We start from the raw sequence: 25553 nt of genomic DNA, 5'->3' as shown, positions 1-25553 counted from the left end.
AACAGCGCTAACACATTGCTTCTGGCTTGAACATGGTGACCTCTGGCGGCGTCTTGGATGCTCTGATAAGAGCGCCTCATGCTACGGATCGATAACATCACATACGCCGTTGAAGGGCGTCCTCTGTTCGACGGGGCCAGTGCGACCATTCCCGATGGCCACAAGGTCGGCCTTGTCGGGCGCAATGGTACCGGAAAGACGACGCTCTTTCGGTTGATCCGGGGCGAGCTGTCGCAGGAATCAGGCAATATATCCCTGCCAAAACGCGCGCGGATCGGGGGCGTGGCGCAGGAAGTGCCGTCCTCGGATGTCTCGCTGATCAACACGGTTCTGGCCGCGGATGTGGAACGCAGCACATTGATGGCCGAAGCAGACAGCGCAATAGATCCGGACCGAATTGCTGAAATCCAGACACGGCTGGCTGATATCGACGCATGGTCGGCTGAGGCTCGGGCAGCCTCAATTCTCAAAGGACTGGGCTTTGACGATGAGGATCAGCTGAAACCCTGTTCGGATTTCTCGGGCGGATGGCGCATGAGGGTAGCGCTGGCGGCCGTACTGTTTTCGCAGCCTGACCTGTTGCTGTTGGACGAACCGACCAACTATCTGGACCTTGAAGGTGCGTTGTGGCTGGAAAGCTATCTGGCCAAATACCCTCACACCGTCATCATCATCAGCCACGACCGGGGGTTGTTGAACCGCGCCGTCGGATCAATTCTGCATCTCGAAGATCGCAAGCTGACATATTACGCGGTTCCCTACGACAAGTTTGCCGAACGTCGCGCTGAACGTCTGGCACAAGCAGAGTCGGAAAACGCCAAGGCCAAGGCCCGCATCGCACATCTGCAAAGTTTCGTGGATCGTTTCCGCTATAAGGCGTCAAAGGCCGTACAGGCCCAGTCTCGTTTGAAGATGATCGAGCGCATCCAACTGGTTTCAACTCCGCAAGAGGCGGCTTTGCGCGCCTTTTCATTCCCCGAGCCAGAAGAACTGTCGCCACCGATCATTCAACTTGAAGGAGGGGTAACCGGTTATGGTGAGACCGAGGTTTTGCGACGACTGAACCTGCGCATTGATCAGGATGATCGCATCGCTCTGCTGGGCAAGAATGGTCAGGGCAAGTCAACCCTTTCAAAACTGCTATCTGACCGCCTACCCCTGATGGCGGGTAAAATGACCCGAAGCTCCAAGCTGCGCATCGGCTATTTCGCGCAGCATCAGGTAGATGAGCTGCATGTGGACGAAACACCATTGGATCACCTGCGCCGCCTACGCCCCAATGAGGCGCCCGGCAAGTGGCGCTCGCGTCTGGCGGGGTTCGGATTGAACGCGGATCAGGCAGAAACGCTGGTCGGTCGCCTGTCGGGCGGACAAAAGGCGCGCTTGTCGCTACTGATCGCTACCATCGACGCGCCGCATATGCTGATCCTTGACGAACCGACGAACCATCTGGACATCGAAAGCCGCGAAGCGCTGGTCGAAGCGCTGACTGCCTATTCCGGCGCGGTCATCTTGGTCAGCCACGACATGCACCTACTGTCGCTTGTCGCTGATCGGCTATGGCTGGTCTCGGATGGCACCGTGAAGCCATTCGATGGCGATCTTGAGGCCTATCGCGCTCTTTTGCTGGCCCGCGAGAAACCGGTCAAAGATAAACTACAGGCGCCCAAACCCAAACGTGCGTCACGCGAGACCGTATTGGCCCTGCGTGCGGATCTGCGCAAATGCGAAGACCGGGTCGAGAAACTGACCAATATGCACGACAAGCTTTCTGCCAAGCTGGCGGATCCTGCGCTTTATGAAGATGACCGGATCAACGATCTGGAAACCTGGAACCGAAAATTCGCCGAGGTGGTCGAAGCCATGCAAAAGGCTGAAGCCCTATGGGTCGCCGCCGCAGAACGGTTGGAACAGGCAGAGAGCGCAGCATGATCGACATGGCCTTTTTCATAACGGCTTTCACCACGATGTTTGTGGTGATTGACCCTTTCGGCACCACGCCAATTTTCGTTGCCTTGACGCAGGACATGGATGCGGCCACACGCCGTAAGATTGCCATTCGCAGCTGCCTGACCGCAGTTTTCATCCTGATCGCCTTTGCCGCTTTTGGTGAAGCGGTTCTTGGATTCGTCGGCATCTCGATGGAAGCCTTCCGCGTTGCAGGTGGCGCGCTTTTGTTTCTGACTGCGCTGGACATGCTGTTCGACCGCCGTACCAAACGCCGCGAGGACCGCGCCGAGGAAGAAGATCATTCTGACCCTTCGGTGTTCCCCTTGGCCATACCCCTGATCGCGGGCCCTGGATCGATCGCAACAATCATTCTTTTGGCCGGACAAAACCCGGGCGTCCCTGGGATCGCAGCGGCCTGCGCTGTTATGCTTGCCGTCATGTTGGTTGTATTTGTGTTCTTTCTGGCCGGAGGCATGATCGCCCGTATTCTTGGTAAGACCGGGCTGAACGTGCTGACACGGCTGCTGGGTATGCTACTGGCCGCACTGTCGGTTCAGTTCATTCTTGATGGCCTCAAAGCCTTTGGTTTCGCCTCGTGAAACACCATATTGGTATGAGACAACTGATTTCGGGTGATTGAATGGACGGCTACGATATTGGGCGATTGACCTATCTGGTTTTGCTGGGTGCTGCCCTGTTGATGTGGTTTATCACTCAGAACCGTCAGTCGTTGGGAAAAACCATGCAGCAGGTCGCGGCTTGGGTGTTTATCTTTATCGGTGTCATTGCCGTTGTCGGATTGTGGGATGACATCCGTTCAACCGTCAGCCCGACCCCGCAACTGACCGTAACTGATCAGCGGATTGAAGTGCCCCGCTCTTATGATGGACACTACTATTTACCAATGCTGGTGAATGGCACAGCGGTGACCTTTCTGGTCGATACCGGGGCCAGCAATATCGTCATCAGCCCGAAAGATGCCGAACGAATTGGAATCGATACGGATCAATTGAACTATCTCGGCCGCGCCTCGACGGCCAATGGCATTGTGCGTACAGCGCCGGTTCGGCTGGACAGCCTGTCTTTGGGCCCCATCACCGATCGCGATATCCCGGCCTCGGTCAATGAAGGCGATCTGGGTCAATCCTTGCTAGGGATGGCGTATCTGCACCGCTTTTCGAACATCCAGTTCGCAGATGGGCGTCTAATCCTGTCGCGTTGACCGCATTCCCCAATTGAGAACAAAATGAGAACATGCTAATTTGATCAGCATGTCCACCAATCTTCTTGGCCGCAAGCCCGCGCGCACCCCACCCGGGGTGGCCCTGCACCCACAGATCAGTCTGCAACTGGCCCGTGTACACGAAGCCTGCGGCCCTGCCCGGCGTAGCTTTGCTCTGTGGGTGGCGGGGCAGACTCAAGGGCCAGTGATGTGGATTGCCCCGGCTTGGGAGGTGGCGCAGCTGCATCCCGAGGGCATGCTGCCTTTTGCCGATCCGTCCCGGTTTCTGCTGATCCACCCTGACAAACCCGAAGACCTGTTGTGGTGCATGGAAGAAGCCTTGCGCAGCGGTGCCGCCCCGTTGGTCATTGGCGATTTGCCCGGCCCGCCGGGTCTGACCCCGGTCCGGCGAATGCATCTGGCTGCCGAACAGGGCGGCATATCGGGACAGGCTCCGCTGGGGCTATTGCTGACGCCTGACGATGGTGGCGCACAGGGGATTGAGACGCGCTGGCATATGGTGCCCACCTATCGGGACGAGGCCTGCAGTTGGTGTCTGACCCGCCGCCGCGCCCGCGCCCTGCCCCCGGCCAGTTGGCACGTGACGCGGGCTGCTCCTCATTCCGGACTGCAGTTAAAGCAGATCAAATCCGAAGACGCCCCGATGATCACATAACTTGTGACTGGCCAAAACCGGACTTGCCCCCTAGCGTGCCGGCATGACACACCCGATCCATGACAGCCGATATTCGTGGCTTCGCCTGCTGATCACCCTGGCCATCGCAACCGTGGTCAATGTGGGCATGTGGGCTGTGATCGTCGTCATGCCCGCCATCGAGGCCGAGTTTGGCGCGGACCGAGCCGCAGCGTCGATGCCCTATACGCTCGCCATGATCGGCTTTGCCTTCGGCAACATGTGGCTGGGCAAGCTGGTGGACCGACTGGGCGTGACAATGGCGTTGATCGGCGCCGCTGTGCTGAGTGCGGTAAGCTATCTGCTGGCAACCCTTGCGCCGAATATCGCGCTGCTGTCGGTTGCGCATCTTCTGCTGGGGCTCGGTACGTCAATCGGATTTGGACCACTGATCGCCGATATCTCGCATTGGTTCATGCGCAGGCGAGGGATTGCTGTGGCACTGGTGGCCAGTGGCAACTACCTGTCTGGCGCGATATGGCCCACGCTGCTGTCGGGCATTCTGCAGCGCGACGGGTGGCAGCAGGTTTATCTGAGTCTCGCCGTCATCACCCTGGTCGCCGTCATTCCTCTGTCCCTGCTTTTGCGCAGACAGGTCCCCGTCGAGGCGCACGGCACGGCAGCAGCGGCAGCACAGGTCAAAGCACAAAGCGTCGGCTTTTCACCCCGCGCCCTGCAGTACATCCTTGGGCTGGCTGGCATCGGCTGCTGCGTGGCCATGTCGATGCCCCAGGTCCATATTGTCTCCTATTGTGTGGGCTTGGGCTATGGCCCAGCCGTTGGGGCCGAGATGCTGTCTCTGATGCTGTTGGGCGGCGTGGTTAGCCGCATCATCTCGGGGCTTGTCGCGGACCGGTTGGGAGGGCTTTCAACACTGCTGATTGGCTCGGTCCTGCAATGTATCGCTCTGTTCCTGTTTCTCCCTTATGATGGGATGGTTTCGCTTTATGTCGTCAGCATGCTATTCGGGCTGGCCCAGGGTGGTATCGTCCCCAGCTACGCGCTGATTGTACGCGAATATATGCCCCCGCAAGAGGCCGGCGCGCGCGTGGGTTTTGTCATGATGATGACTATCCTCGGCATGGCTCTGGGTGGTTGGATGTCGGGCTGGATCTATGACGTGACTGGCAGTTATCAGCTTGCTTTCATCAATGGCATCCTTTGGAACGGGCTGAACATCGCAATCGTGCTGATGCTCATGAAACGCTCGCGCCCGCGTGGACGCACGGCGATGGCATGAGGAACCTTACCCGACGCAGCCTGATTGCAAGCCTTTGCGCGTTGCCAATGGCACGGGCAGCGATGGCCGCCCTCACCCCGTATGTGCTGGCGTCATCGCGCAGTTCCGTTGGCTTCACCTATGATTTGTCCGGCGCGCTTCAGACGGGCACGATGCCAGTACAGTCGGCCCAAATTCTGATTGATACCAATCGCTTGCAAAACAGCCGGGTCGATGTCGTGCTGGACGTGGCCCGGGCGCGGACGAACCTACCATTTGCCCGAGGTCCGATGTTGGGAAAAAGTGTGTTGAACGCTGCCCAATACCCCACCATCCGTTTCATCACGACTAAGATTCAGCTGGGACCCACTGGCCGTATCTCGGAAGGTGCAACCGTGACCGGCGATCTCACAGTGCGCGGTATCACGCGTCCGGTGACTTTGAGCGCCAACCTGTATCGGAGACCGGGAAGCGCGGTGGATGATTTGGACACCCTGTCCATCCGGCTAGAGGGGGCGATCAATCGAAATGAGTTTGGCGCGTCTGGATATCCTGATCTTGTACAACCCACGATCGGCCTGGACATCCACGCCGAAATCATCCGGCAGGATTAACCACAAAAAGGCAAAAAACGACGTCAGGGCGTCGATTAGGCGCGCGCATTTCGTGGCGACAAGGTCAAGTTGCACCTATCATGCGTACGATCATTTCATTTGCCGCCCTCTTTCTTTCGGTCATTCTGCTGCAGCTCTCAACGGGCGGTGTCGGTCCGCTGGATGCAATCTCGGGGCTGACGCTTGATTTTTCGACCGAACAGATCGGTCTGCTGGGGTCATCGCACTTCATTGGGTTCTTTGTTGGTTGCTGGTGGGCTCCGCGGCTTATGGGCAGCGTCGGGCACTCGCGCGCATTTGCGGTCTGCACCGCTTTGGGCGCGATGGGGTTGCTGGGGCATACGCTGACTGAAAACCCTTATGTCTGGGCCGCGCTGCGTATCGCGTCGGGCACCTGTGTCGCCGGTTGTTACACCGTGATCGAGGCTTGGCTGAACGCCAAGGTCACCAACGAAACCCGTGGCCGCGCGATGGGCACCTACCGTATCGCCGATATGGGGGCCTCGCTTTGTGCACAGCTTATCATTGCTGTTCTGCCACCCGCCTCTTACGTTTCATACAACCTGCTTGCGATCCTATGCTGTGCATCGATCTTGCCGCTGGCCCTAACTCGCGCCAGCCAACCCAAGACACCGGACACCCCGCGCCTGCGTCCCAAGCTGGCCTGGCACAGCTCACCACTGGCTGTGGCGGGCGTTATCGTGGCTGCGCTCAGTTCGGCATCATTGCGCATGGTCGGCCCGGTATACGGTCAGGAGGTCGGATTGGGCGTAGATCAGATTGCCTTCTTTCTGGCCTCTTTCGTTCTGGGCGGCGCACTGGCCCAGTACCCCTTGGGTTGGCTCGCAGATAAGTATGATCGACGCTGGGTGCTGATCTGGCTGTCCGTGGCAGCCGTGCTAAGCTGCGGTGTCACGATGTTGGCTAGCGGAACTGGAACGGTCGGCGTTATGCTGGCCGCCGGGTTCTTTGGCCTGACCACATTTCCGATTTTCTCGGTTTCCTCGGCCCATGCGAATGATTTTGCCACGACCGAACAACGCGTTGAATTGGCAGCAGCGTTGATGTTCTGGTATGCATTGGGGGCAATTGCCTCGCCCTACATCTCATCCACGTTGATCCAGCAATTCGGCCCCGGAGCCCTGTTTGCTTTTGTTGCATTGGGTCATGTGTTTCTTATTGTCTTTGGCCTCGCCCGTATGCGTTCGCGCCCGACGCCCGAGAAACGGACGAATTATGTCTATGCACCGCGCACATCCTTTACCATCGGCAGGCTGCTCAAGGGTTCTCGCGAAAAGCAATGAAAAAGGGCCGGGAAATCCCGGCCATTCTGTTTACTGCTGGACCGCTGGCCCGTGGTCCTCGACCGCGTCGACCACCTCATCTGGGTCCACGGTGCTCTCAAGCGCACCGTTCACCACGCCCCCGACGCCGTTCTCCATGGACAAGCCAAGCTCTTCGCCCAGTTTCTTGAGCGCTGGCATCTGCACGGCCATTCCCATGATCGAATCCAACGCCTGATTGACAACCGGCTTTTCACCGCTTGAAACACCACCACCATTGGCAGCTCCGATCCCACCAACCTGATGGATTTTGATCGAGTCGATTTTTTCGGCCGGTTTGACCATTTCCGAGATGATCGAGGGCATGGTTTCAATGCGGGTCAAGTCGACCTTCATCCGGATCTGCTCAGGTGACAGGGCATTGTCGGCCTCTACGATCGCACGCTTACCTTCCGCCTCGGCCAGCATGTCGTTCTTCTTGGCCTCGGCGCGAATGTTCAACGCGTCTGCTTCGGCCTGCGCTTCCTCGCGGCGGGCTTCGGCGCGATCTGCGGCGGCCTCTTTCTCGGCCTGCGCTGACAAACGGATCGCGGTGGCCTGGCGTTCAGCCTCACGGGTGGCTTCAATCAGAACAATCTGCTTCTGGCGCTCGGCCTCGGCCACTTCGCGCGCCGTAGCCACGGCTTCGGTTGCTTTGGTCGCCTCGGCTCGAGCCAGATCGGCGGATGCGCGCGCGCGGCTTTCCTCTTCGGATTTCTGTGCGATGATGATCTGGCGTTCCTGTTCCGCGACTTCGATCTCACGCTCTTTGGCGATCTCGGCATCGCGGATTTTGCGCTCGCGCTCAATCTCGGCCGAACGAATGGCCTCTTCACGGGCAATCCGAGCGCGTTCGGTTTCGCGTACCGAGTCTTCAGTTCGCGCAGCGATCTCCGCCTCTTGCGCCACACGAAGAGTTTCCACCTTCTGCGCCTGCTCGATGCGCGCCTGCTGTTCGTCCTGTTCGATCAGCAACTTCTGACGCTCCGCTTCCATCGCCGCACGACGCACCTCAACCTCGGCCTCGGCGTCGATCTGCGCGCGTTCTTTTTTGGATATGGCGATCACCTCGGCCAGCTTACGCATACCCACGGCGTTAAAGGCGTTGTTCTCGTCCAGCGCTTCAAACGGCGTCTGGTCGAGCGCAGTCAGCGAGACCGATTCCAGCGACAAACCGTTCTTCAGCAAGTCTTCGGACACCGCATTCTGCACTTCCTGCACAAAGTCGGCGCGGTTTTCATGAAGACCATCCATGGTCATCTGAGCGGCCACGGCACGCAGACCGTCGATCAGCTTGCCTTCGATCATCTCACGCAGTTGCTCGACGTCAAAAGTGCGATCACCCAGCGTTTGCGCGGCGCGCGCGATGCCCTCTTCAGTCGCCATCACCGAGACGTAGAATTCGACACCCACGTCGACACGCATCCGGTCTTTGGTGATAAGCGCGGCCTCACCGCTGCGCTGCACCTCAAGGCGCAGAGTCTTCATGTTGACCGGGCTGACTTCGTGCAGCAACGGTACGATGATGACGCCGCCATCCATAATGACCTTTTTGCCACCCGCGCCGGTTTTCACCAGGCTGATCTCGCGCGTGGCGCGTCGATAAAGGCGGCCAAGTACAAGGCCTATGAACAAGAGTACGGCTAAAATAGTCACAACTGTAACGGCCAGGAATGATAGTTCCATGCAATATCCTCCGGATTGGGGTTAAGATTTTTTGGTTAAACTGACATGCGAACCAGAACGAACCGGTCGCGCCGTCGATCACGCAGAACAAGGACTTCTGTTCCCTGCTCCAGCGCATCTTTGTCCTGCAACGGCTCTGCGCGAAGGTAGTGCGTGTTGCCAAAGCGATCCATAACGCGGACTTCGGCTGGACGGCCTCGCGATGCGATACCCTGAGTGATCACGCCACGGCGGCGGGCCAGCATCCGTTCCGACATCGCTTCGGTTTCGGTTTTGGGCAGGAGGCGAGCGAAGACACCACCAAAGCCACGTGCGAACCATAGGCCGAATACTCCGGCCGGAATCGCGGCCAACCATGCAGGTAAGTCAAAGCCCAGCAGATCACGCAGCGCCAGTTGCAGGCCTATGCCACTCAGGCCGAAACCAGCCAGCAGCACAACGAGCCAGATCATGAATGGCATCTTGCCAATGCCCAACCAGACAAACGGGCCGACGGGCGTAGCCGCAGGCACATCGGTTTCAATTTCGGCCAGTTCCAAGTCACTCAGATCGATGTCGGCGTCGATATCCAGATCAAAGTCGACGACGTCCAGATCGGGCGCGTCGACCATGTCCAGATCAACCTCGCCCTCGCCTGCCAGAAGACTTCCCCCGAAAACCAATGCGATCAGTTCAAGGCCCAGAAGACCGAACAAAAGCGCAAGTGCCAAGGTAAAGGGCACAAATGCGCCCTCTAGTAAAAAGTCGAACATTAGCAGATTGCCCTCGTTATTGTATACTTTTGTATACACTACAAATGGGAAGTCATTGCTACAATTTCAAGAGGTTGTGATTCTGTGTTTCAACCTGAGGTTATTTACATCCAAATGTCAGTTACAATCTGCAACCATGACATTAAGCTCAATTTCTTTCGCCCGTGCGAAACGTATCACCTGTTCACACCTGCTGGAGTAATTCTCTAATCGGTGGGCTTTGGCGGTGGTGCCGGGATCATTTCATCCAGGATCGATCCCGCCTCATATCCCAGCAGGTCAACCCGCATCCGTTCCGGGTCTCCGAACACCCACGCACCAACATGCCTCTGCATTCGAACGTATCCGGCGTATCCGGCCAACGCGTCGTTCCCGTGTGCGTTCTCAGCGAACAGAACCTGCCCGGCAGCAACCTTTTCCGGCATCACGCGCTGTAGGTACAGTAGCACGACATTGACGTCTTTGACGCTTGAGCCGCCGTGATGCACCACATACATCTTGGTCCACTCCTCTTCGCTTATGGCTGCGCGTGCGTCGGACACGGCGGAATGAAGTGCGTTCAACTCCGCACGTGCAGATTTCTCCATATTCTCTGCCCAAATGGGCCGCATTTCGTTGATCACCTGCGAAACCGCTTCACGTGTGATCTGATCCTTGTCGAGTGCACCTTGAGCAAATGCCCGGGCTGTTTCGAGCATTTTGCGCTGGCTCGCCAAGTCGCTCTCGGTCATGCCCAGTTCGCCCAATGTCGCAAGAAATACATCTATCTCATTGATGATAATTGCAAACTCCGCCTTCCAGCGCTCATCATCGGTATTTTTATCAGGCCATGGAGTCACCGCCCCGATCAATCCCAACACAACATGCGACGTAGACTTCAGATGTTGATAGGTTGGCGCATCCCTTGGATAGCTCGCCTCTCCGTCTTCGGTCATGACTGTGACATCACGTGCGATAATCATGACGGGCCGGGTTTCAGCCGTCAGCGCATCCTGGCCACGGTGAAAGATCGAGAGCATAGCGTGGTCAAAAGCATGCACCGGATCATCTGTGGCGCTCTGATCGGCGATGGCGCTGGCGGTAAATACAATAGCTGCAACGGCGGCACAGCAGCCCATCCATAAACTCTGCATAATGAAATTCCCCCTAAGCTGGGTTCTCCTGATCATCATACACCATTGGTACACACGGGGCGAAATCGCTGACGAACGCGACACAAACTCCCGGGAATGCACGAAGTCGCGTAGTAATACCCGTTAAATTCAAGCGTGTATGAATGCGGGCTTTTGCTTACTGGCCACATAAGGTAGACGAGCGCGCAGACAGATACGTGGAAGCGCATTATGGCCCGAATTCTCATCACCTCGGCGATCCCTTACATCAACGGGATCAAACATCTCGGCAACCTGATCGGCTCGCAATTGCCTGCCGATCTGTACGCTCGCTATCAGCGCGGCCGGGGCAATGAGGTCATGTTCCTGTGTGCAACCGACGAGCACGGCACCCCGGCCGAGCTGGCCGCCGCCAAAGCGGGCAAACCGGTGGCTGAATATTGCGCTGACATGTACGCAGTACAGGCCGATATTGCCAACCGCTTTGGCCTGAGCTTTGATCACTTTGGCCGCTCGTCCAGCGATCAGAACCGTAAACTGACCCAGCATTTCGCTGGCAAACTGGATGAGGCCGGGCTGATCCGGGAAGTCAGCGAAAAGCAGGTTTATTCCAACGCCGATGGCCGTTTTCTGCCCGACCGCTATATCGAAGGCACCTGCCCCAATTGCGGCTATGATCGCGCACGCGGCGACCAGTGCGAGAATTGCACCAAACAACTGGACCCGACCGACCTGATCGAGCCCCGCAGCGCGATCAGCGGCTCGACCGATCTTGAGGTGCGTGAGACCAAGCATCTGTATTTGCGTCAATCCGCCATGAAAGATCAGCTGGACGCGTGGATCGACAGCAAGACAGACTGGCCGATCCTGACAACCTCGATCGCCAAGAAATGGTTACATGATGGCGACGGCCTGCAGGATCGCGGCATTACCCGCGATCTGGATTGGGGTGTACCAGTCAAGAAAGGTGATCAAGATTGGCCCGGCATGGAAGGCAAAGTCTTCTATGTCTGGTTCGATGCCCCCATTGAATACATCGCCTGCGCCAAGGAATGGGCCGACGCCAATGGTAAGTCTGATGCCGATTGGGAACGTTGGTGGCGCACCGACAAAGGCGCGGATGATGTGCGTTACGTTCAGTTCATGGGCAAGGACAATGTGCCCTTCCACACCCTGTCTTTCCCGGCCACCATTCTGGGATCGGGCGAGCCCTGGAAGATGGTCGACCACCTGAAATCATTCAACTACCTGAACTATGACGGTGGCCAATTCTCGACCTCACAGGGCCGTGGAGTGTTCATGGATCAGGCGCTGGACATTCTGCCCGCCGACTACTGGCGCTGGTGGTTGCTAAGCCATGCGCCAGAAAGCAGCGACAGCGAGTTCACATGGGAGAACTTCCAGCAGTCGGTGAACAAAGATCTTGCGGATGTTCTGGGTAACTTTGTCAGCCGGATCACTAAGTTCTGCCGCTCGAAATTCGGTGAAGCAGTGCCCGAAGGTGGTGCGTATGGCGAACGTGAACAGACCCTGATTGCTGAGCTTACTAGACGAGTACGTGCCTACGAAGGCCACATGGAAGCGATGGAAGTGCGCAAATCCGCGCAAGAGCTGCGAGCGATCTGGGTCGCGGGCAACGAGTATCTGCAGGCTGCCGCACCATGGTCTACCTTTAAGGAAGATCCTGCACAGGCTGCGGCGCAGGTGCGGCTGGGGCTGAACCTGATCCGCCTCTATGCAGTTCTGAGCGCGCCGTTCATTCCCGATGCGTCAGCAAAAATGCTTAGTGCGATGAACACACTCGATACCAGCTGGCCCGAAGATGTCGATGCCGCGCTGCGCGCCCTGCCCGCTGGCCATGAATTTTCGGTTCCCGACGTGCTGTTTGCCAAAATCACGGACGAACAGCGCGAAGACTGGCAGAATCGGTTTGCGGGAACGCGTGAATAACAACAAAATTCGATTTATGAATGCAACGGCGGAGCCCTGAAGCCTCTCCTCTGCTGGTTTTTGGCAGAGAAAATTCGCCCGCCCCTATTGTCATCGGGCAGGTAAACGCCTGCGGATGCAGGCTAAGTCTGCAGACTGGAAAGAAATTTCGGGTCGATTCTTGCCAACGTATTACCTCAACACGCTTGAGAAACCGCGTCAAACCCGCCATCCTGCCTATAAAATCAATCGACTCATCCGGGGGTTTCTGTTGCCCGGTTGTGCAATCTTTACTTTGAACGAGGCGCCAACATGTCCCTTGCATTTAAGAAGCCAGCACTCCGCCCACGCGGCTATTTCAGGGCACTCGGCGTTTCTGCCGCTTTGTTTGCATGTTCCAGCCTGCCTCAGATAGCGGTCGCGCAGGATCAGGGCGATGCCCCTGCGCCCAAGGTGTCGATCGCCGCAGCTTATACCGAAGAGATCACCGATCAGGCCACCTTCATTGGACGGGCCGAGGCAATCGACAAGGTCGATATCATCGCGCGCGTCAGTGGATTCCTGGACAGCCAGAACGTCGACGATGGCTCTCCGGTGAATGAGGATGACCTGCTGTTCACGATCGAACCGGATCTTTACGAAGCCACGCTTGAGGCACGTAAAGCCGATCTGGATCGGGCGCAGGCAAACCTTGAACTGGCCAAAGTCGATCTCGCCCGCAAGGAAGAGCTGTACAAGCGCGACGCTACACCGGAATCAGAACGTGACATTGCCCGAGCCAATGAACTGGTCGCCGAGGCCGAGGTCAAAGCCGCCAATGCAGCGATCCAACAGGCCGAGCTTGATCTCAGCTACACACAGATCCACGCCCCGTTTTCGGGCCGCATCGGCCGCGTGGAAACCAGTGTCGGTGATGTTGTGGGCCCCAACAATCCGCCGCTTGTCACCCTGGTCAGCGAAGCCCCCATCTATGTGAATTTTTCGTTGAATGAAAAGCAGTTCACGTCGGTTCTTGAACAATTTGGTGAAGACCCGGCCACGCTAGCTGAAAGCAGCCAAAGCCCGAATGTTCATGTGACTCTGCCGAACGGTACTGAGCTGGATGAAACCGGCGAAATCATTTTTGTCGACAACCGCATTGATCCGCTGACCGGCGCCATTACGATCACGGCTCAATTCGACAATGCCAAGCGTCTGCTCGTTGATGGTGCCTTCGTGAACGTTCAGATCGAAGCGCTTGAGCCGACGCTGCAGGTATTGATCCCTCAAGCAGCGCTGCAGCGTGATCAGCGCGGCGAATTCGTTCTGGTCGTCAATGACAAGCAGATGGTTGAACAGCGCTACATCACAACCGGAGATACCGTGGACTCGGCGATTATCGTCACAGATGGCCTGCGCGAAGGCGAAAGCGTCATCGTCGAAGGCCTGCAACGCGTGCGCCCCGGCGTCGCCGTTGATGCAGTCGTTGCGTCCGAGCAGCCGGAGAATAACTGATGTTCTCAGCCCTGTTTATCAGCCGGCCCAAGCTGGCGCTTGTCATTTCGCTGGTCCTAACCATTTTGGGCGGGATCGGTTATCTGGTTCTGCCGGTTGCGCAGTTTCCCGATATCACGCCTCCGGTAGTCAGCGTAACGGCCACCTATACAGGTGCAAATGCCGAAACCGTGGAAAACACCGTCGCCGCCCCGATCGAGGCGCAGGTCAACGGTGTGGACGACATGATCTATATGACGTCGACTTCATCGGATAACGGCTCGTACTCGTTGAACGTTACGTTCGAGGTGGGCACCGACCCCGATATCGCCTCGGTCAACGTGCAGAACCGTGTGGCACAGGCGATGGCATCGCTGCCGTCCGAAGTGACCTCATCGGGGGTTGTTACGCAAAAAGCCTCAACCAACATGTTGTTGCTGGTCACGCTGACCTCGCCCAATGGCACATATGACAGTGTGTTCCTGTCGAACTATGCCTCAATCAACTTGAAAGACGCTCTGGCGCGGGTTCAAGGCGTGGGTAAAGCGGATGTTCTGACCAATCTGGAATACGCCATGCGGATCTGGATGGATCCGGACAAGATGGCCGCGCTGTCAATCACTCCGGGTGATGTGATCAATGCCATCCGCGAACAGAATATCGAAGTCTCTGCGGGCTCAATCGGGTCGCCTCCTGTGCCTGAAGGACAAACCTTTCAGTACACGATCAAGACCAAAGGCCGCCTGACCTCGGCCGATGAATTCGGAGATATTGTAATCCGTACAGGCGAAGCCGGTGCGATTGTGCGCGTCAAAGACATTGCGCGCGTCGAGTTAGGGGCGCAGTTTTATTCCGCCTCGGGCTATTTCGAGAGCGTTCCTGCGACCGTTATCGGCATCTATCAGGCCCCCGGCGCAAATGCCCTTGCGGTGTCCGAACGTGTTGAGGCCGAACTTGAGCGCCTGTCACGGTCCTTTCCCACCGATGTCGAATACGATGTTCCATTCAATACGACTGATTTCGTGGAACAGTCGCTCAATGACGTGGTCTCGACCCTCATCCTGACATTCATATTGGTGATCACAGTTGTGTTCATCTTCCTTGGCAGTTGGCGAGCAACGATTATTCCGGCGGTGGCAATCCCGGTTTCATTGATCGGGACATTTGCCTTCCTGCTGGCCTTTGGCATGTCGCTGAACACAATCTCTCTGTTCGCGCTCGTGCTGGCCATCGGGATCGTTGTGGATGACGCCATCGTCGTGGTGGAAAACGTCGAACGTATAATCGCCGATGAAGGCCTGCCTCCTGCCGAGGCGACCCGCAAGGCCATGGGCCAGATCACCGGGCCCGTGATCGCGACCACCCTGGTGCTACTGGCCGTCTTCGTGCCGGTGACCTTCATGCCCGGCATATCCGGACGATTGTATTCCCAGTTTGCCGTTACAATCTCGACCGCTGTTGTGATCTCATCGATCAACGCTTTGACCCTTTCACCGGCCTTGTGCGGGCTTGTGCTACAGGCGCGCTCGGGGCCGCCAAAAGGGTTGCTGGCCGTGTTCGAGAAATTTATCGGCGGAATGCGCAGCGGCTATGTCGCCATCGTGCGAAAGCTACTGATCCTGCCGGTCATTTCGCTGGGGATCATTGCGGCATTCGCAGCGGGCACCGGGACCATTATGGGCAACACGTCCAAAGGGTTCATTCCGCTGGAGGACAACGGATATCTGTTCGTTGATATCCAGCTTCCCGATGCGGCGACGCTTGAACGGACCGAGGCGGTTTCTGCGCGGATCGATGAACAGATTCAACAGATCTCCGGCGTATCCAGTACCGTTCTGGTCAATGGGTTCTCGCTGTTGAACGGGACCACTACCAATGGCGCAGCCATCTTTGTCAACCTGACCAACTGGGAAGAGCGGCAGGAACCCGAGCTCAGTGCGGATGCGATCCTGAACCAGGTTCTGGCGATTGCATATGGTGAGTCTGCCGCATCGATTGTTGCGTTCAACCCGCCACCCATTCAGGGCCTTGGTATGTCTGCAGGGGTTGAAATGGAAGTGCAGCAGACCGGTGGCGGCTCGCCGCAGGATCTGGCCTCGGCCGTTGGGTCTTATGTCTATGCCGCAAACCAGCGGCCTGAGATTGCGCAAGCCTATACCACCTTCCGCGCGAACGTGCCGCAATTGTTTGTCGATCTGGATCGGGAAAAGGCCAAAACCCTGCAAGTCTCGGTGGCCGAGATTTTCCAGACCATGCAAGCGCAGCTTGGCTCGTATTATGTAAATGATTTCAACCTGTTTGGTCGTGTCTACCGCGTAATGATCCAGGCCGAAGGCTCGTATCGGAATAAGGTCGATGATATCTCAGAGCTTTATGTACGTTCCACCAAAGGTGAGATGGTACCGCTTGGCACGCTGATCGATATCGAGAACGTGCTGGGTCCGGTCCTGCTAAAGCGGCATAACCTGTTCCGCTCGGCCACTGTAACAGCGGTTCCGGCACCGGGGCTCTCCACCGGGGACGCCATCAATGTCATGACCGAGGAGTCGGCGACCGCCCTGCCCCCCGGCTATGCCTATGAATGGACCGGAACGGCGCAGCAGCAGCTGGCCTCGGGCGGTCTGGTCGTGGTGATCCTTGGGTTGGCGATCCTGTTTGGGTACCTGTTCCTTGTCGGCCAATATGAAAGTTGGACGATGCCCGTTTCGATCCTAATGTCGGTGACCGTGGCCTTGTTCGGTGCCGTCGCAGCGGTGGCGATCGTTGGCAGCGACATCAACCTCTACACGCAGATCGGGATGATCATGCTTGTCGGGCTTGCGTCAAAGAACGGGATTCTGATCGTCGAATTCGCGATGGAGCAAAGGGCCAAGGGGCTGTCAATCAAGGAGGCCGCGGCCGAAGCCGCATATCAGCGTTTCCGCGCTGTGATGATGACCGCCCTGTCCTTCCTTTTGGGCGTGGTTCCCCTGCTGGCCGCGAACGGGGCCGGAGCTGCCAGCCAGAAGGCCATCGGCGTTGCCGTGTTCGGCGGTATGCTGGCAGCCACTCTGTTCGGGGTCATTCTGGTTCCCGTGCTCTACGCCGTGATGCAGAGCCTGCGCGAGTGGGTCAAAGGCAGCAAGAACGACCCGGAACCGTCAGAAGAAGCCGCGTAAGACCCGCATTGAAATCGAAATACGCCCCGCACATCTGCGGGGCGTTTCTTTTTTTGCACGGATCAACCGATCCGCGCGCTAGTCAGTTAACCGTTTGGCCATCCAGTCGTCTATCCGGCCGATCTGCTCGAGGCTGAGCCTTAGACCCAGCTTATTGCGCCGCCACACGACATCCTGAGCGGTGCGCGCGTATTCCTTGTCCATCAGCCAAACCAGTTCGGCCTCGGTCAACGTCGCGCCGAAATCGTCACCCAGATCGCTCTGATCCTTTGCCGGACCCAGAAGGTCCCAGGTCTCGGTGCCATAGGCCCGGATCAATCGACGGGCCCAAAAATCGGTCAGGAACGGGTACTCCGCTATCAGTTCCCCGATCAAATCCTGCACGCCGTCGACCGGAAAATCCCCGCCGGGCAATGGGACGCCTGCGGTCCATGGTCCGCCAAGATCCGGGAAATGCTCTCCAATCTTCTCCAGCGCGCTTTCCGCGAGGCGTCTGTAGGTGGTGATTTTACCACCAAAGACATTCAACACCGGAGCCCCGCTCTCGGCATCAACTTTCAGCGTGTAATCGCGGGTAGCCGCCGTGGCACTGCTTGCGCCGTCATCATATAGCGGACGGACGCCTGAATAGGTCCAGACAATATCTTCACGGGTAACGGGCTTCGCGAAGTAATTCGATGCGAAAGCGCACAGATACTCCTGCTCGGCCTCGGTACATACCGGAGGCTCGGAGGGGTCAGAATGATCCTGATCCGTGGTTCCGATCAAGGTAAAATCCTGCTCGTACGGGATCGCAAAGATGATGCGCCCGTCTTCGCCCTGAAAGAAATAGCACTTGTCATGGTCAAACAGCTTGGGTGTCACGATATGGCTGCCACGTACCAGACGGACGCCTTCTCGGGAATTGACCCGGATCTTGGTCTGGATGATGTCACCTACCCAAGGTCCGCCCGCGTTGATCAACATCTTCGCAAAGACGGTTTCAGTATTACCACTGTCCCGATCCCGGATCGTGACTTGCCACAGTTCATCGATCCGCTCAGCCGAAAGAACCTCGGTCCTGACCATGATCTTGGCCCCGCGCGCCTCGGCATCGCGGGCGTTCAGGACCACCAGCCGCGAATCCTCGACCCAGCAGTCCGAGTATTCATAGGCGGTTTCAAATTTGTCTTGCAGCGGAGCCCCCTCGGGTGCCGCGCGCAGGTTCAGCGAACGTGTACCCGGCAGGATTTTGCGACCGCCCAGATTGTCATACAAAAAAAGGCCAAGCCGTATTAGCCACGCAGGACGACGCCCGCGCATCCATGGCATCACCGTACTGAGCAACCGTGAGGTCGGCGTTTCAGAGTCAAAACGCATATCGGCGTGATAGGGCAGCACGAAACGCATGGGCCAACTGATATGGGGCATAGCGCGCAGTAAGGTCTCGCGTTCGACCAGCGCTTCACGCACCAAACGAAATTCAAAAAATTCCAGGTACCGTAGCCCGCCATGAAACAGTTTGGTCGAGGCTGACGACGTCGCCGAGGCCAGATCGTTCATTTCAGCCAAGGTGACCGATAGGCCCCGACCTGCCGCATCACGTGCGATACCGCACCCATTTATACCCCCGCCGATCACAAAAAGATCGGTAACTTGGCTGCTGTCCGATGACATATCCAATTGATTCCCCAACGTGGCAGTTTCAAGCGCATTAGCAGCATGATGGTTCGTATCGTCAACTTTATTTTTCGATATTGTTCGTTTTTAGCTGAAACAACGAATATTAATAAGTGCAACTAACGAATTCCCTTGCTTAACCGCAAAATTAGAACAAAAACGAAAACACCGGAACTCAGGACCGCCCATGTCACTATCATTTCGCCAATCGGACATTCTTTTAGTCGCCGAGCAAGAGGGCCGCGTTACTGTCGAAGGACTGGCCGAGCGCTTTCAGGTGACGGTTCAAACCATTCGCCGTGACCTGACTGAACTGTCAGAAGCTGGTAAGTTGGATCGGGTTCACGGGGGTGCCGTTCTGCGTTCTGGCGTGTCTAATATTGGATACGAAGACCGGCGCGCCCTGAATCATGAAGCCAAGACACGCATCGCTGAACGCTGCGCGGCCGACATCCCCGAGGGCAGCTCGATCTTTATGAACATAGGCACCTCGACCGAGGCCGTTGCCCGCCAATTGCTGAAACACAAAAACCTAATGGTCGTGACCAACAATATGAACGTTGCCAATATCCTGGCCGATAACCCCGATTGCCAGATCGTCGTTGCAGGCGGTGTGCTGCGCAGATCAGATAGTGGGTTGGTCGGGAATCTTGCGGTCGCGACCATCCGCCAGTTCAAATTCGATCACGCGATTATCGGCTGTTCCGCATTGGATGCGGATGGGGATCTAATGGATTTCGATCTCCAAGAAGTACTGGTCAGTCAAACCATCGTTGAACAAGCCCGGCAGATCAGCCTTGTAGCGGATGCTTCAAAGTTTCAGCGCACCGCGCCCGCACGCATCGCCTCATTATCCGATGTTGATATGGTTTATACCGATCTACCGCTACCCGGCGACGTCCATCAGAAGTGCATAGACTGGAACACCAAAATTATTGAATGCTGATGCATCCTTCCGATCAGCCAGAAAGTGATTGATTAGCTGGACAACAGCGCCCGAGGATGGAACAGTTTCCAACAACAGGAGGCGCGAGCATGGGACTTTTGGGGCAGCCGCTGGGCTACTATGACTATCTGACATTTGTGGCACTTATCTTGCTGCTGGCAGCGGTGATGGCGTTGTTTCTATTCATAATGGGCCTGCCCGGACGTATCGCGATCAAACGCAATCACCCCCATGCCGAAGCGGTCAAGATCATGGGATGGATGGGATTTTTAGCGATTGTCCCTTGGGTGCATGCCTTTATCTGGGCGTTTCACGACGGCGTCACCGTCGACATGCGCCGCGGCCCTGATGAAGAACGCAAGGCCATAAGGGATGAAATCAAGCGTCTGGGAGGCACCGTCAAACCGGAATACCAGGACCCACTTGATACCGACGAAACAAAGCAAGCCTAAGGCCAAAGGAATTCAGCACTCATGTTCGTCGCCCTAGGCATCACGCTTTTCTACATTATTTTTGTCTGGTTCATCTTCTTCAAGGTGCAATGGCTGAAATTCAACATCATGTGGGGGATCGTCTCATTCTGGGTCGGCGCTCATCTACTGCTGATCTTTTTGGTCGCGCTGCGCTTCTTTCAGCCCTTTTCCGTCGACAGCCACGTCGTGCGCTCCACAATCCAGATTGTTCCGCGCCTGACACAGCCCACAATCCTGTCCGAGGTTTTGGTCGAGCCCAACACCTGGGTCACTAAGGGCGATCCGCTGTATAAGTTCGACGACACGGTGTTTTCGCTGGCCGTGGACAAGGCGAATGCACAGCTGGTGGCGGCGCAGCAAAACGCGAAGATCCTTGAACAGGATGTCATCGCCGCTGGTGAAGCGGTCGAACGCGCAAACGCGCAGCTGGCCTATGCGCTGACCGAGCAAGCGCGATACGAGAATCTCGTTCCCGCCGGAGGTGCCCGTCAGGATGAACTAGACCGCTGGAACGAACAGGTCGCGGAAGATCAGGCGAAGATTAAGGAAGCTCAGGCCAATCTTGAGAAGGCCAACCTTGCGCTGGATTCGCAGATCGACGGCGTGAATACCGGCATTATTGAGGCTGAGGCGCAGCTGGCCGAGGCCGAGTATTTTCTCGACAACACAACGATCTATGCCCCCGAAAATGGCATGATCGTTTCGCAACAGGCCCGCCCGGGGATGGTTGTGGGGGAAATTCGTCTGGGTGCCATTGCCAGCTTTGTCACCGAAGAAGACCCCTATATTCTAGCCACCTTCCGCCAGCAGAACCTGAAATTTGTCGAGGTTGGCCAACCCGTCGAAGTCGCTCTGGACCTCTATCCCGGTGAGATTCTGACCGGCAAGGTCGAAGCCGTTTGGTGGGCCACACGTCAAGGCCAATACCTGCCCTCAGGCCGACTGCCCGGATTTGAGCTGCCGAAGCTGCCCGGTCGGATCGCTGTTCAAATCTCAGTTGAAGTGCCTGAGGGGCACACTTTTCCTGCAGGTGGCCACGCTGCCGTGGCGATTTACACCGGCATGGGCAAAAGCTTTGAGTTTCTGAGGCGCATCAATATCCGCCTCTATTCCTTCGCCAACTTCATCCGGCCACTGGATATCTGAGGATGCGTACGATGACACTCCGCCGGTTGTTGGGCACCGCCCTTTGCGCTGCCACCCTCACCGCCTGTACGCCGGTAGGGCCTGATTTCGTGCGCCCTAACTCTCCGGTCGTGAAACAATGGATGGAGGTCAACAACCCCAGCACGGGTCGAAGCGGCTTGACCTCGCGCAGCGCCCCCGTTGTGCGCTGGTGGGAAACGTTCAATGATCCGACGCTGAACAAACTGATCGCCGAAGCCTATGCGCAGAACCTGACCTTACAGGTCGCAGGTGCCCGCGTACTTCAGGCCCGCGCGCAGCTTGGTATCGCATTCGGAGAGCTCTACCCACAATCGCAGGCCGTGGGCGGTTCGCTCCAACGCCGACAGATCAGCGACAATCTTGGGCCGATTTCGGATATCCGGCGGATCATTCCCTTGGACACCGAATTCTCGACTTCGCAAGTTGGGTTTGATGCGCAATGGGAACTGGACGTATGGGGCCAGCAACGTCGCGGCGTACAGGCCGCGCGATCGAACCTGGCACTGCAGGTTGCCAATTATGACGACGCACTGGTCACGCTGACCGGGGACGTAGCGGCGCTTTATATCAACATCCGTTCGTTGCAAGAGGCTCTGCGCATCGCGCGGGAAAACATCACGATTCAGCAGGCATCGGCAGACCTCACTCAGCTGCGCTTCAACAACGGCGTTACAACCGAGTTAGATGTGCAGGAATCGACTGCCCTGCTCAACAACACCAAGGCACTCGTGCCCGAGTTGGAAAGCGATATCCAACAAGCCAAGAACGCACTGGCGGTTCTGTTGGGCAAAACCCCTTCCCAGATGACTGGCTTGATCGGCAATTCAGGCCGAATTCCAACAGGGCGCAGCAACGTGGCCGTTGGTGTGCCCGCCGAATTGCTGCGGCGACGGCCTGACGTCCGCGCCGCCGAGTTGGCGGCAGCCACCCAATCGGCGCAGGTCGGGATCGCGTTAGCTGATCTCTATCCGCAGTTCATTCTGTCGGGCGCGATCGGTTTGCAGGCCTCGGGTGGGCGCGATCTGTTCAGCACCAACAGCGCCACAGGATTGGCTAGCGCAGGCGTTGTCTGGAACGTCCTGAATTATGGCCGCATTAAGAACAATGTCCGCGCGCAGGATGCCGCCTATCAAGCGTTGATCGCCAACTATCAGAATACCGTTCTGACCGCGTATTCCGAGGTCGAAAGCGCGATGGTTGCTTACGCACAGGCGCGCAAGCAGGTCACCTTTTATCAGCGCAGCGTCGAAGCTTCGCGCAAGGCGGCTGAAATCGCGGTCGATCAGTACCGAGACGGCATCGCCAGCTATTCGCGTATCCTGAACACGCAGACCGCGCTATTACGATCGCAGGCGAACCTGATCGAGGCCCGGCAGGAGGTCTCTTCGAATCTGGTCGCGATCTACAAAGGTCTGGGTGGTGGTTGGCAGATTCGGCAGAATCAGGAATTCCTACCCGAGACGGTGCTGGCCGAGATGGCCTATCGCACCGATTGGGGTGATCTGTTGGAGAAAACGCCAACACGCGCCAGCTTGAACTAAGGCCTATTTCGTCAACCCGCGCAGGCCACCCGAGATCAGGATGTTAACTTCGTAGAGGATACGTGGCGCGGCCAACCCGCCGGGGCTGGCTAGATAGTTGGGGCTCCATTCCGGATCGAATTTCTGCTTGAAGGTGCGCAGGCCTTCGAAGTGGTAGAATTGTTCGCCATGTTCATAAACGAACCCACCGATCCGATTCCAAAGCGAGGCCAACTGCCGGTTTTCGATCCCTGAAAATGGCGCAGCACCCAGTGAGAACCAGTGGAATCCCTGCTCGGACCCCCAGACCATCATCTCAGCAAACAGCGCATCCATGACAAAGCTGGGGCTGTCCGGTTCATAACGCATCAAATCCAGAGACAGTTCGGATTTGTTTCCGCCTTGAAACAGGTTCGCAAAGGCCATGATCTTGCCCGTCTCATCCCGCAGAACCGCATGGTCGAAATAAGAAAGGTAGGCATCATCAAAGCCGCCCAAGGCAAAACCCTTTTCCTCACCTGCCTTTTGCGCCAACCAATCGTCCGAGATCTGACGAAGTTCGGGCAACACCGGTGCAAGCTGTTCTTTGGGGATAATTTCGAACTTGTACCCCTCACGCTCAGCCCTGTTCTTCGCCTGCCGGAACCGTTTGCGCGATTTTCCGTCCAGCGAAAAATTCTGCAGCGGTACGCGGGCCACTTCTCCGATCTTCAGGATCGATAGGCCGAGGTCCAGGAATGTCGGCAGATATTTGGTCGATACACTGTAAAACGCACAAAGCTTGCCTTCGCGATCGGCCATTTCTCGCAATTGCCAGATCAGTTGCTGCCCCGCTTGCTCATCACCCACAGGCTCTCCTTTGGTGATCAGCGCATTGCCAGTATCGGCATAGGCAAGGAATGCGGTTTCGTCAGGCGAGATCAGGAATTGCTTATCACCCGTCAGTGAAATCTGAGATTCGGTGTCTTCGCTCTCCATCACGAGACGTTCGACAACTTCGGGGATTTCAGTCCTAACCGGCGCGGGGATTTCACGGCCGAACAGCGAGTTCACCGCCACGATGCCAACGATCACGGCCACCACGAGGCTGGACCGCAGGAATCGCGAGGCATCTCCACTCCAGGCAAAGTCCCACCACAGCGCGTTTTGATATTCGACATGGGAATAAGCGAACAATCCAATCCAGAAAATCACCGCCAGCAACGCGACGACGCTGACCAGCCAAGGGATATTTAGCCGAAAAATAGATGCACCGCTTACCCGGTAAAACGCACCCCGAAACATCGCCAAAAGGCCAATCGTGAACAGCAATGAAAGGGCTTCATGCGTATCAAGCCCTTTGGCGAGCGAGGCGAAGAAACCCGCCACCATCAAAAGCATGGCAACAACCCATGCCCGATAGAGCTTGCGGAATAGGCCACGTGAGACAAGCAGCAGAAGTACACCCACGGCGCTGCCTGCAAGATGAGATGCCTCGACAAATGACAAAGGCAAAACCTCTCGCAGTACGCCAAGGTTATGCGTACTGGAAGGCAAAGCCCCTGAAACCAACAGGATAACTCCTGCCACAGCCGCGACGCCGGCAGCCACCATCGGGACAATGGGGCGAATTGCGCGATAGACCCAAGTGACCGCGCCCCCGATGCGATGGCGCTGTGTCAGCACCGACGCGACCGCGATCGACAGGCTGGCGATGGCAAACGGAAGGAACGTATAGACCAGTCGGTAGAGCAGAAGCGCAGCGATCACATCAGACCGGCCCGACGCCCCTAGACCAGCGATCAGAGTGGCTTCGAACACACCGATTCCACCCGGTGCATGGCTAAGGATACCCACCGCTATAGCGCCTATATAGACCGCGAAGAAATACGGGTAGCCAACCCCCAGATCGTCCGGCATGAGCACATACAGCGCCATTGAAGCGCCGAACAGATCGCCTACCGCCGCGATTGTCAGCAGACTTGCCAGCTTGCCGCCCGGCAGGTTGAACCCAAACCCGCCATAGGCCAATCGCCGCCCTCCGCTTGAAAGCCAGACAAACAAGACCGCAAGCCCAGCCAACATGCTCAGACCGATCACAGTTTCCGTCGTTTCACTGATCGGCAGGACCTTGGAAATGCCATCCGGGTGTATTGTAAGCAACAGGCCCAAAAGCAGGATCAGTCCCATCCAGAACGCCACCCAAGAGGTCGCGATCACCCCGGCCACGCGGCCAAGATCAAGCCCCAGCGACGCATAGATACGGTATCGGATCGCGGTGCCGGTGATATAGGAGAATCCCAGGCAGTTCGATACCGCATAGCCGCTTGCTCCGGCCATCCCTGCGACGGGCAAAGGCACTTTTCCATCGGCGACGCTCTGCACGGCAAGCACATCGTAGAACGAAAGCGACAGAAAACTGAAAGCCGTCCAGCACATCGCAAAAAACATGAATTTCCATGGTTTCGCTGCGATATCGCTTTGGATATCTGACCATTTCACATGCGCAGAGAGGTCATGCAGAACCGCAAGCGCGATTCCTGTAATCAGCAACGGAACCGCAATCTTGACCAGCGGCTTTTCCAACAGCCCTGTCACATACTCGGCCAGACGTACGGCGCGTGTCTCTTCCGTTGTCGGCTGTGTCGTCATTCCGTTCGCCCCTGCCCCGCGATCCT

19 protein-coding genes are annotated in these 25553 nt (G+C 57.1%); 14 read left to right on the top strand and 5 right to left on the bottom strand.

The features are described 5' to 3' along the window. Positions 1–78: 78 nt before the first annotated feature. From ACR0EN_RS01135 to ACR0EN_RS01105, 7 genes are all read left to right on the top strand, one after another. Positions 79–1932, top strand: coding sequence for an ABC-F family ATP-binding cassette domain-containing protein (locus ACR0EN_RS01135; RefSeq protein ID WP_170817668.1), 1854 nt, complete (start codon positions 79–81; stop codon positions 1930–1932). After that, complete coding sequence (locus ACR0EN_RS01130) at positions 1929–2549, top strand: MarC family protein (RefSeq protein ID WP_170393323.1); 621 nt, start codon at positions 1929–1931, stop codon at positions 2547–2549. The genes ACR0EN_RS01135 and ACR0EN_RS01130 overlap by 4 nt, the downstream gene beginning before the upstream one ends. Before the next feature lie 41 nt (positions 2550–2590). Next, complete coding sequence (locus tag ACR0EN_RS01125; protein WP_170465448.1) at positions 2591–3172, top strand: retropepsin-like aspartic protease family protein; 582 nt, start codon at positions 2591–2593, stop codon at positions 3170–3172. A 49-nt stretch (positions 3173–3221) separates the two neighbouring features. Further along, a complete protein-coding gene (locus tag ACR0EN_RS01120) occupies positions 3222–3848 on the top strand; it encodes a hypothetical protein (RefSeq protein ID WP_170817667.1) in 627 nt (208 codons plus the stop codon). A 43-nt stretch (positions 3849–3891) separates the two neighbouring features. After that, positions 3892–5106: an MFS transporter gene (locus ACR0EN_RS01115; protein ID WP_170510795.1), complete on the top strand. Its 1215-nt coding sequence runs from the start codon at positions 3892–3894 to the stop codon at positions 5104–5106. Continuing rightward, positions 5103–5699, top strand: a complete 597-nt coding sequence (locus ACR0EN_RS01110) for a YceI family protein (RefSeq protein WP_480584835.1) — start codon at positions 5103–5105, stop codon at positions 5697–5699. The genes ACR0EN_RS01115 and ACR0EN_RS01110 overlap by 4 nt, the downstream gene beginning before the upstream one ends. 80 nt (positions 5700–5779) lie before the next feature. Beyond that, positions 5780–7003 (top strand): MFS transporter, encoded by a 1224-nt coding sequence (locus tag ACR0EN_RS01105; protein WP_170393328.1) that lies wholly within the window; start codon positions 5780–5782, stop codon positions 7001–7003. A 30-nt stretch (positions 7004–7033) separates the two neighbouring features. Here the strand turns inward: ACR0EN_RS01105 and ACR0EN_RS01100 are convergent, their stop codons facing one another. The 3 genes from ACR0EN_RS01100 to ACR0EN_RS01090 all read right to left on the bottom strand — a co-directional run bounded on the left by ACR0EN_RS01100 (position 7034) and on the right by ACR0EN_RS01090 (position 10592). Beyond that, positions 7034–8707, bottom strand: coding sequence for a flotillin domain-containing protein (locus ACR0EN_RS01100; RefSeq protein WP_170635608.1), 1674 nt, complete (start codon positions 8705–8707; stop codon positions 7034–7036). 35 nt (positions 8708–8742) lie between these two features. Beyond that, the gene (locus tag ACR0EN_RS01095; protein WP_480584832.1) at positions 8743–9459 is read right to left on the bottom strand and encodes an OB-fold-containig protein; all 717 of its coding nucleotides are present in this window, start codon (positions 9457–9459) and stop codon (positions 8743–8745) included. A 206-nt stretch (positions 9460–9665) separates the two neighbouring features. Next, positions 9666–10592 (bottom strand): hypothetical protein, encoded by a 927-nt coding sequence (locus ACR0EN_RS01090; protein ID WP_480584829.1) that lies wholly within the window; start codon positions 10590–10592, stop codon positions 9666–9668. 210 nt (positions 10593–10802) lie between these two features. Here ACR0EN_RS01090 and metG point away from each other — a divergent pair, with 210 nt between their 5' ends. The 3 genes from metG to ACR0EN_RS01075 all read left to right on the top strand — a co-directional run bounded on the left by metG (position 10803) and on the right by ACR0EN_RS01075 (position 17131). Beyond that, a complete protein-coding gene (metG, locus tag ACR0EN_RS01085) occupies positions 10803–12521 on the top strand; it encodes a methionine--tRNA ligase (protein ID WP_480584826.1) in 1719 nt (572 codons plus the stop codon). A 291-nt stretch (positions 12522–12812) separates the two neighbouring features. Next, positions 12813–13994 (top strand): efflux RND transporter periplasmic adaptor subunit, encoded by a 1182-nt coding sequence (locus ACR0EN_RS01080; protein WP_170393332.1) that lies wholly within the window; start codon positions 12813–12815, stop codon positions 13992–13994. After that, positions 13994–17131 (top strand): efflux RND transporter permease subunit, encoded by a 3138-nt coding sequence (locus tag ACR0EN_RS01075; protein WP_170731957.1) that lies wholly within the window; start codon positions 13994–13996, stop codon positions 17129–17131. The genes ACR0EN_RS01080 and ACR0EN_RS01075 overlap by 1 nt, the downstream gene beginning before the upstream one ends. 78 nt (positions 17132–17209) lie before the next feature. On the opposite strand, the gene glpD is transcribed toward ACR0EN_RS01075, so the two are convergent. Continuing rightward, a complete protein-coding gene (glpD, locus tag ACR0EN_RS01070) occupies positions 17210–18787 on the bottom strand; it encodes a glycerol-3-phosphate dehydrogenase (RefSeq protein ID WP_480585666.1) in 1578 nt (525 codons plus the stop codon). A 190-nt stretch (positions 18788–18977) separates the two neighbouring features. Between glpD and ACR0EN_RS01065 the strand changes: the two genes are divergently transcribed. The 4 genes from ACR0EN_RS01065 to ACR0EN_RS01050 all read left to right on the top strand — a co-directional run bounded on the left by ACR0EN_RS01065 (position 18978) and on the right by ACR0EN_RS01050 (position 22917). Beyond that, positions 18978–19736 (top strand): DeoR/GlpR family DNA-binding transcription regulator, encoded by a 759-nt coding sequence (locus tag ACR0EN_RS01065; RefSeq protein WP_480584822.1) that lies wholly within the window; start codon positions 18978–18980, stop codon positions 19734–19736. 89 nt (positions 19737–19825) lie between these two features. Further along, positions 19826–20188: a DUF3302 domain-containing protein gene (locus tag ACR0EN_RS01060; protein ID WP_170393336.1), complete on the top strand. Its 363-nt coding sequence runs from the start codon at positions 19826–19828 to the stop codon at positions 20186–20188. 21 nt (positions 20189–20209) lie between these two features. After that, positions 20210–21355 (top strand): HlyD family secretion protein, encoded by a 1146-nt coding sequence (locus ACR0EN_RS01055; protein WP_170817663.1) that lies wholly within the window; start codon positions 20210–20212, stop codon positions 21353–21355. Positions 21356–21366: 11 nt separating this feature from the next. Next, positions 21367–22917, top strand: coding sequence for an efflux transporter outer membrane subunit (locus ACR0EN_RS01050; RefSeq protein ID WP_480584819.1), 1551 nt, complete (start codon positions 21367–21369; stop codon positions 22915–22917). 3 nt (positions 22918–22920) lie between these two features. On the opposite strand, the gene mprF is transcribed toward ACR0EN_RS01050, so the two are convergent. Beyond that, the gene (mprF, locus tag ACR0EN_RS01045; RefSeq protein WP_480584816.1) at positions 22921–25527 is read right to left on the bottom strand and encodes a bifunctional lysylphosphatidylglycerol flippase/synthetase MprF; all 2607 of its coding nucleotides are present in this window, start codon (positions 25525–25527) and stop codon (positions 22921–22923) included. Positions 25528–25553 lie beyond the last annotated feature (26 nt).

It is taken from the genome of Ruegeria sp. AB7, from assembly GCF_056542625.1.
The sequence above is the reverse complement of the archived record's forward strand: the minus strand, read 5'-3'. Positions and strand labels throughout refer to the sequence as shown.

Coding starts and splice junctions, on each gene's coding strand:
- ACR0EN_RS01135 (WP_170817668.1), top strand. CDS start 79: ATGCTACGGATCGATAACATCACATACGCCGTTGAAGGGCGTCCTCTG.
- ACR0EN_RS01130 (WP_170393323.1), top strand. CDS start 1,929: ATGATCGACATGGCCTTTTTCATAACGGCTTTCACCACGATGTTTGTG.
- ACR0EN_RS01125 (WP_170465448.1), top strand. CDS start 2,591: ATGGACGGCTACGATATTGGGCGATTGACCTATCTGGTTTTGCTGGGT.
- ACR0EN_RS01120 (WP_170817667.1), top strand. CDS start 3,222: ATGTCCACCAATCTTCTTGGCCGCAAGCCCGCGCGCACCCCACCCGGG.
- ACR0EN_RS01115 (WP_170510795.1), top strand. CDS start 3,892: ATGACACACCCGATCCATGACAGCCGATATTCGTGGCTTCGCCTGCTG.
- ACR0EN_RS01110 (WP_480584835.1), top strand. CDS start 5,103: ATGAGGAACCTTACCCGACGCAGCCTGATTGCAAGCCTTTGCGCGTTG.
- ACR0EN_RS01105 (WP_170393328.1), top strand. CDS start 5,780: ATGCGTACGATCATTTCATTTGCCGCCCTCTTTCTTTCGGTCATTCTG.
- ACR0EN_RS01100 (WP_170635608.1), bottom strand. CDS start 8,707: ATGGAACTATCATTCCTGGCCGTTACAGTTGTGACTATTTTAGCCGTA.
- ACR0EN_RS01095 (WP_480584832.1), bottom strand. CDS start 9,459: ATGTTCGACTTTTTACTAGAGGGCGCATTTGTGCCCTTTACCTTGGCA.
- ACR0EN_RS01090 (WP_480584829.1), bottom strand. CDS start 10,592: ATGCAGAGTTTATGGATGGGCTGCTGTGCCGCCGTTGCAGCTATTGTA.
- metG (WP_480584826.1), top strand. CDS start 10,803: ATGGCCCGAATTCTCATCACCTCGGCGATCCCTTACATCAACGGGATC.
- ACR0EN_RS01080 (WP_170393332.1), top strand. CDS start 12,813: ATGTCCCTTGCATTTAAGAAGCCAGCACTCCGCCCACGCGGCTATTTC.
- ACR0EN_RS01075 (WP_170731957.1), top strand. CDS start 13,994: ATGTTCTCAGCCCTGTTTATCAGCCGGCCCAAGCTGGCGCTTGTCATT.
- glpD (WP_480585666.1), bottom strand. CDS start 18,787: ATGTCATCGGACAGCAGCCAAGTTACCGATCTTTTTGTGATCGGCGGG.
- ACR0EN_RS01065 (WP_480584822.1), top strand. CDS start 18,978: ATGTCACTATCATTTCGCCAATCGGACATTCTTTTAGTCGCCGAGCAA.
- ACR0EN_RS01060 (WP_170393336.1), top strand. CDS start 19,826: ATGGGACTTTTGGGGCAGCCGCTGGGCTACTATGACTATCTGACATTT.
- ACR0EN_RS01055 (WP_170817663.1), top strand. CDS start 20,210: ATGTTCGTCGCCCTAGGCATCACGCTTTTCTACATTATTTTTGTCTGG.
- ACR0EN_RS01050 (WP_480584819.1), top strand. CDS start 21,367: ATGACACTCCGCCGGTTGTTGGGCACCGCCCTTTGCGCTGCCACCCTC.
- mprF (WP_480584816.1), bottom strand. CDS start 25,527: ATGACGACACAGCCGACAACGGAAGAGACACGCGCCGTACGTCTGGCC.